The sequence below is a fragment of the Ruegeria sp. CDSA077 genome (genome assembly GCF_059612265.1).
Map to the genome: position 1 here is coordinate 1427668 of NZ_JBXWQG010000001.1, position 7364 is coordinate 1435031.

Genomic DNA, 7364 nt, shown 5'->3' on the forward strand with positions numbered 1-7364 from the left:
AACCATATTGGAACAAAATTCAACCTACGGCCGTGTTTGGCAAAAATCCATTTATGAAGTGACGTCACGTAGCCAAGGCGCCAGAAATAGTTTAACCCTTCAACCAAATTCGGAACGGAGATGAATTGCCTATGTCTGACACTCCCAACCTGCGACAGGCCGCGCTTGATTATCACGCTCACCCAAAGCCTGGAAAGCTCGAAATCAGGGCTACGAAACCCATGGCCAACGGTCGGGATCTGGCGCGCGCCTACTCGCCTGGCGTCGCCGAGGCCAGCCTGGAAATCAAGGCCGACCCATCCAACGCCGAGCTTTACACTGCGCGGGGCAATCTTGTTGGCGTGGTCTCGAACGGAACAGCAGTGCTGGGCCTGGGCAATATAGGCGCTCTGGCTTCAAAGCCGGTGATGGAAGGCAAAGCGGTTCTGTTCAAGAAATTCGCAGGGATCGACTGTTTCGACATCGAGGTTGACCAATCCGACCCCGAAAAGCTGGCCGATATCGTTTGCGCGCTGGAACCCACGTTCGGTGCGATCAACCTTGAAGACATCAAGGCACCCGATTGTTTTATTGTCGAAAAACTGTGCCGCGAGCGGATGAACATCCCCGTTTTTCACGATGACCAGCACGGCACCGCAATCGTCGTGGGCGCCGCTGCCAAGAACGCGCTGTACGTTGCCGGGAAAAAGTTCGAGGATATCAAAATCGTCTCGACCGGCGGAGGCGCGGCTGGGATCGCCTGCCTGAATATGCTGGTGAAGCTGGGTGTGAAACGCGAAAACATCTGGCTGTGTGACATTCACGGGCTTGTCTATGAAGGGCGAGCCGAGGACATGAACCCGCACAAGAGCCAATTCGCGCAAAAGACTGATCTGCGCACGCTGGATGACGTGATCGGGGATGCCGATCTGTTTCTGGGGCTTAGCGGACCGAATGTCCTGAAACCCGAAATGGTCGCGAAAATGGCCAACAGACCAATCATCTTCGCGCTGGCCAACCCGACGCCCGAGATTCTGCCGGACGCAGCTCGCGAAGTGGCCCCCGATGCGATCATCGCAACGGGTCGCAGTGATTTTCCCAATCAGGTGAACAACGTTCTGTGCTTTCCTTTCATCTTCCGGGGCGCCCTGGATGTTGGTGCGACCGAAATTAACGACGCTATGCAGATCGCCTGCGTAGATGGTATCGCTGATATGGCCCGGGCAACGACCAGTGCAGAAGCCGCCGCCGCCTATAAGGGCGAGCAACTGACATTCGGACCTGACTATCTGATCCCAAAACCTTTTGACCCGCGCCTCGTCGCTGTTGTGTCCTCGTCAGTGGCCCGGGCGGCTATGGACAGTGGCGTTGCCAGGCGTCCGATTCCAGATATGGAGGCCTATAAAGAGCGCCTGAACCAGACGGTTTTCAAATCCGCCCTGATCATGCGCCCGGTTTTCGAGGCCGCAGCAGCTGCGTCGCGCCGCATTGTATTTGCCGAGGGTGAGGACGAACGTGTGCTGCGCGCCGCTCAGGCCATTCTGGAAGAAACCACGGAAACACCGATCCTGATCGGACGTCCCGAAGTCATCGAAGCGCGATGCGAGCGCCTGGGCCTGACCGTGCGTCCTGGCGAGGATTTTCAGATCGTGAACCCGGAACATGACAATCGCTACTATGATTACTGGACCTCATATCACCAGATCATGCAGCGCCGCGGTGTCACCCCTGATCTGGCCAAGGCCATCATGCGCACCAACAGCACAGCCATTGGGGCGATCATGGTCCAGCGTGGCGAGGCCGACAGCCTGATCTGCGGAACCTTTGGCGAATACCGCTGGCACCTAAGCTATGTCGAACAGGTGTTGGCCAATGGCGACCTGCGCGCGCATGGCGCTTTGTCTCTGATGGTTCTTGAGGACGGCCCCTTGTTCATTGCCGATACACATGTGCGGCAATTACCAACGCCTGCAGAGCTTGCCGAAACCACCCTGGGCGCGGCCCGTCATGTCCGGCGTTTCGGGTTGGAGCCAAAAATCGCGTTCTGTTCGCAATCTCAATTCGGCAATCAGGCCGAAGGCTCGGGCAAGCGCCTGCGGGCCGCTTTGGAGATTCTGGACTCGGAGCCGCGCGATTTCACATATGAGGGTGAGATGAATCTGGACGTAGCGCTTGACCCTGAACTGCGGTCGCGCATTTTCCCGCATTCACGTCTAGAAGGTGTCGCCAACGTCCTGATATTTGCCCACGCAGATGCCGCCAGCGGTGTGCGCAACATCCTGAAGATGAAGGCCAACGCGCTGGAAGTTGGCCCGATCCTGATGGGTATGGGCAACAAGGCACATATCGTGACCCCCTCGATCACCGCACGCGGGTTACTGAACATGGCGGCGATCGCAGGAACGCCTGTCGCTCATTACGGGTAAAGGGTCACGGATCCCCTCCGGGCACCGAAACAGGTGCCCGGACTGATTCCTTCATATTTGCACCAATACATTTGCAGTTTTGCAAAACTGTGAATTCGGCGCGCAATATCCATAAATTGCCGACAGATTTGCAAAAGTTAGCAGGGAAATTCTTATACATCTGCAAATATTTTGCGATAAAGTGACGCTCCGTCACTTCGACCGCTTGTCTGCCCCCTCTACCCCGCCCTAGACACGGTGCAGGGATTTTTCGGAGGAGACCAAAGTGGCATATCAGGACGTTTACCAGAGCTGGAAATCCGATCCAGAGGCATTCTGGATGGAAGCTGCAAAAGGAATTGATTGGGTTCGGCCACCCAGCAAGGCTTTGTTTGACGACAATGCTCCTCTTTATGAATGGTTCTGTGATGCCAGGGTCAACACCTGCTGGAATGCAGTTGATCGCCATGTCGAGAATGGTCGCGGTGAACAGACGGCCATCATCTATGACAGCCCAATCACCCACACCAAGCGCGAGATCTCATATGTCGAACTGCGCAATCGTGTCGCTACTTTGGCCGGGGCATTGCGGGCAAAAGGTGTCGAAAAGGGCGACAGGGTTATCATCTATATGCCGATGATCCCCGAAGCGCTTGAGGCGATGTTGGCCTGTGCCCGGCTGGGTGCGGTACACTCGGTTGTGTTTGGTGGCTTTGCAAGCAACGAATTGGCGGTCCGTATTGATGACGCCAAACCAAAAGCAATCATCGCCGCTTCTTGCGGGATGGAGCCGGGCCGTGTGGTGCATTATAAACCGCTGCTTGACGGTGCCATCGAACTTGCCAGCCACAAGCCCGATTTCTGCGTGATATTCCAGCGCGAACAAGAGGTTGCGCATTTGATCGAGGGGCGTGATTTCAACTGGCACGGGTTCCAGTACGGTGTTGAGCCTGCGGAATGTGTTCCTGTCGATGGCAATGATCCAGCTTATATCCTGTATACATCGGGCACGACCGGAGCGCCCAAAGGGGTCGTACGGCCGACGGCCGGCCATCTGGTCGCCCTGAACTGGACGATGAAGAACATCTATAACGTGGATCCCGGCGACGTGTTCTGGGCGGCTTCTGATGTCGGCTGGGTCGTTGGCCACTCATATATCTGCTACGCGCCGCTGATCCACGGCAACACCACGATAGTGTTCGAGGGCAAGCCGGTTGGAACCCCAGACGCGGGCACCTTCTGGCGGGTGATATCCGAGCATAATGTTCGCAGTTTCTTCACTGCTCCCACCGCAATCCGCGCGGTCAAACGTGAAGATCCCAAGGGGGAATTAATCCCTGAATACGACCTCTCCTGCCTGCGAGCCCTGTTTCTGGCCGGAGAGCGGGCAGATCCCGACACGATCGAATGGGCCAAAGACGCGCTGAACGTTCCGGTCATCGACCATTGGTGGCAAACCGAAACCGGTTGGACCATCGCGGGCAATCCGCTGGGGATTGAAGAGCTGCCAACCAAGCTGGGCTCACCTGCCAAGCCGATGCCCGGCTACGACGTGCAGATTCTGGACGAAGGCGGCCACCCGATGAAACCCGGAGAGCTGGGCGCGATTGCGGTAAAGCTGCCCCTGCCCCCCGGCACTCTACCAACGCTGTGGAACGCCGAAGACCGGTTCAAAAGCTCGTACCTGAATCACTTTCCCGGATATTATGAAACCGGCGATGCGGGCATGGTTGATGAGGACGGGTACCTCTACATCATGGCGCGCACCGATGACGTGATCAACGTCGCGGGCCATCGTCTGTCCACCGGCGGCATGGAAGAGGTTCTGGCCGCGCACCCTGACGTTGCCGAATGCGCCGTGATCGGTGTGTCGGATCAGCTGAAGGGCCAGATGCCGGTTGGCTTCTTATGCCTAAATGCGGGCTGTGATCGGGACCACGGTGACGTCGTTCAGGATGTCGTCAAGTTGGTTCGCGAAAAGATCGGACCGGTCGCAGCCTTCAAACTGGCCGTGGTTGTCGACCGGCTGCCCAAGACGCGGTCGGGCAAGATATTGCGCGGGACCATGGTCTCGATTGCGGATGGCAAGGAATACAAGATGCCCGCCACCATCGACGATCCGGCGATTCTGGACGAAATCACCGAAGCCCTCAAATCCATCGGCTACGCCCAGTAGAAAATCGGCGCGCCTGCCGCCTCTTGCAACCTGACACCGGGCCTCTACTGTCTGACCAAGACAGTGAGGCCCCATGACAGTGACCGACATCTGGCGTCTGAGCGCCACCGATCTGACCGCGTTGACCCGCAACCGTAAACTCAGCGCGGAAGAGGCCGTAAAAGCCGCAATCGAGCGGATGCAACAGGTCAACCCTTCGTTGAATGCGGTTGTCGAAGATCTGAGCCTGCAGGCGCTGGACCGTGCGCGATATCTGGACAAGGCGGTCGGTGGCGGAGAGCAGCCCGGCCCCCTGCATGGTGTGCCGGTCACCATCAAGATCAACGTCGATCAAAAAGGACATGCGACCTCGAATGGGGTCGTTGCCCTGAAAGACGTGATCGCCCCGGATGATGCGCCGGTTGTTTCCAACCTGCAAAAGGCGGGCGCCATCGTCATCGGTCGCACCAACACGCCCGAATTTTCATTCCGTGCTGACACAGACAACGAACTGCATGGCCGCACGTATAACCCCTGGGGGCGTCATATCTCGCCCGGGGGATCTTCTGGTGGCGCGGGCGCGGCTGTGATGGCTGGGATCGGTGCGCTTGCCCATGGCAACGATATAGGGGGCAGTCTGCGATTTCCTGCCGCCGCCAATGGGGCGGTCACCGTCAAACCGGGTCTGGGTCGTGTTCCGGCGTGGAATCCCAGCCAATCGGCAGAACGGGGCATATTGGCACAATCGATGTCGGTGCAGGGTCTGATCACGCGCTCCGCAGCGGACCTGCACCTGTCCATGCCCAGCTTGATCGCGCCCGATCCGCGCGATCCGTTTCACGTGCCGATGCCGTGGCGGGGTGAGGACCAAACCGGCCCGATCAAGGTCGCCTTCACCAAGCAGACCTTTGGATACGATTTGCATCCCGAAGTCGACAAGGCTCTGGATACGGCACGCGATGCATTGATCGATGCAGGCTATGTAGTGGAAGAGGTAGCACCACCCGATATCTTTGAAGCTGGTCGTGGTGGGTACCGCGCCCTGATGGGCGAAGTTCTGACCTTGTTGAAAGCCGATATCGAGGCTGCGGGATCTAAAACAATCCGCGACATATTCGAGGTCTACTTTCAGGAATTCCCACCCATAGTCGGCACAGACCTTATCGAAATGCTGGCCAAGCGCAGCCACTATGCGCGCGAGTGGTCTCTGTTCATGCATAACTATCCTCTGGTCCTGTCACCATTCCTGCCACAGCCGTTCTTCAAACCGGACCGAGATACCGAGGGCGCCGAGGGCGTGCATGAAGTTCTGGGCTGTGCGGTCTATTCCTATGCGATGAACTTCATCGGCCTGCCCGCGGCATGTGTTCCGGCGCGGCTGGCCGAGCTGCCGCATGGGCCGCAGCCGATCAACATCCAGATCGCAGCCCGCAGATGGCGCGAGGATATGGCCGTAGACGCCGCCGCGGCGATAGAAGACCGGGTAGGGCAAATGTGCCTGCCATTGTGGAAGAAAATGGGGACGTCCTTCTAAATAGACGTTGTCCAAAAAAAATTGACCCCGGGGTTTTGTACCCGGGGTCCGCTTTCTAAAATATGCCTAGAAATCCGATAACGAGCGTAGCACCACCTACCCTCGCCCGCACATAAACTGCACGTTCATTTCGAAACCGCCGTTGATGGCCACTCACTTCCACCATGGCGTGTTCTCCAGGCAAGTTCACACTACCTTAATGTTAATCGGATTCGTGTGAACTGGTTCACACAAGCGCGATTAATTCGTACCTGGCCTTTCATTTAGGTGAACTGTTCCGAAATCAGACGCTCTTCCAGGCCGTGGCCCGGGTCGAACAGGATACGGTGCCGAATCGCCGGTTCAGATCGAATTTCGACCCAATCAATATCCGGAAATGAATTTGAATCCGCATCCGCCATGACCGGCCGCTTGTCCGCATCCAACACATCGAACCGCACCTGGGCGATTTTGGGCAGCAGTGCGCCCCGCCAGCGTCGCGGACGAAAGGCTGCAATCGCTGTCAGAGCTAGAACATCCGATCCAATCGGCAGGATTGGCCCATGCGCGGAATAGTTATAAGCCGTCGATCCTGCTGGCGTTGACAGCAAAGCGCCATCGCAAACCAATTCATCCATGCGCACGCGACCGTCCACACTGATCCTCAGCCGCGCCGCCTGAGGGCCTGCCCTTAGCAAAGAGACCTCATTGATGGCTAGCGCCTCATGGATCTTTCCGGACTGATCCATCGCGCGCATCGCCAGCGGGTTGATGACCTCTTCTTCAGCGGCGGAAAGACGGTCCATCAGATCTTCTTCGTGGAACTCGTTCATCAGGAACCCGATTGTTCCACGATTCATGCCATATACGGGCGTATCGAGGTGCTGCATGTTGTGCAAAGTGTGCAGCATAAAACCGTCCCCACCCAGCGCGACAATTACACCTGCATCACGCGGCGCCGCATTGCCATAGCGCCCGACCAGTTTGTCGCGTGCGGTTTGAGCCACCTTGGCGTCGCTGGCAAGAAAAGCGATTCTTTGAATCATCTATTGTGGTTTCCAGTGCTGCACATTTGGTTCCGAAACAATCATACCTTTCCCCTATAGACCAGACTTGACGCCACCGCTGGCCAAATCGTCGCTTTAAGCCTTTTGCCGATGTCCCGTTTCCGATAGGAAATCCGCAAGAAATCCCAGCATTGTGGAGCCCCCATGAACGCCAATCTACGTGATACCGGTTTTTTCACCCAGTCTCTCTCAGCGCGCGACCCAGAGCTGTTCGGCTCGATCACGTCCGAGCTGGGCCGTCAGCG

At 57.3% G+C, this 7364-nt stretch carries 4 protein-coding genes; 3 read left to right on the top strand and 1 reads right to left on the bottom strand.

Annotated features, from left to right (window positions below; translation table 11 throughout):
- The first annotated feature begins 131 nt into the window (after positions 1–131).
- The 3 genes from AC2FLE_RS07175 (at position 132) to AC2FLE_RS07185 (ending at position 6073) form a co-directional block, all read left to right on the top strand.
- Complete coding sequence (locus AC2FLE_RS07175; RefSeq protein WP_142632785.1) at positions 132–2405, top strand: NADP-dependent malic enzyme; 2274 nt, start codon at positions 132–134, stop codon at positions 2403–2405.
- A gap of 265 nt (positions 2406–2670) precedes the next feature.
- The gene (gene prpE / locus AC2FLE_RS07180; RefSeq protein ID WP_496688652.1) at positions 2671–4560 is read left to right on the top strand and encodes a propionate-CoA ligase PrpE; all 1890 of its coding nucleotides are present in this window, start codon (positions 2671–2673) and stop codon (positions 4558–4560) included.
- Between the two features lie 73 nt (positions 4561–4633).
- Positions 4634–6073, top strand: coding sequence for an amidase family protein (locus tag AC2FLE_RS07185; protein ID WP_496696052.1), 1440 nt, complete (start codon positions 4634–4636; stop codon positions 6071–6073).
- Positions 6074–6336: 263 nt separating this feature from the next.
- Here the strand turns inward: AC2FLE_RS07185 and AC2FLE_RS07190 are convergent, their stop codons facing one another.
- Positions 6337–7098 carry an NAD kinase gene (locus AC2FLE_RS07190; protein ID WP_496696053.1) on the bottom strand — a complete coding sequence of 254 codons (762 nt, stop codon included), beginning with the start codon at positions 7096–7098 and terminating at the stop codon, positions 6337–6339.
- Positions 7099–7364 lie beyond the last annotated feature (266 nt).

Excerpts from the sequence above, each read along its gene's own strand:
- AC2FLE_RS07190 (WP_496696053.1), bottom strand. The coding sequence starts at position 7,098 with ATGATTCAAAGAATCGCTTTTCTTGCCAGCGACGCCAAGGTGGCTCAA.
- AC2FLE_RS07175 (WP_142632785.1), top strand. The coding sequence starts at position 132 with ATGTCTGACACTCCCAACCTGCGACAGGCCGCGCTTGATTATCACGCT.
- AC2FLE_RS07185 (WP_496696052.1), top strand. The coding sequence starts at position 4,634 with ATGACAGTGACCGACATCTGGCGTCTGAGCGCCACCGATCTGACCGCG.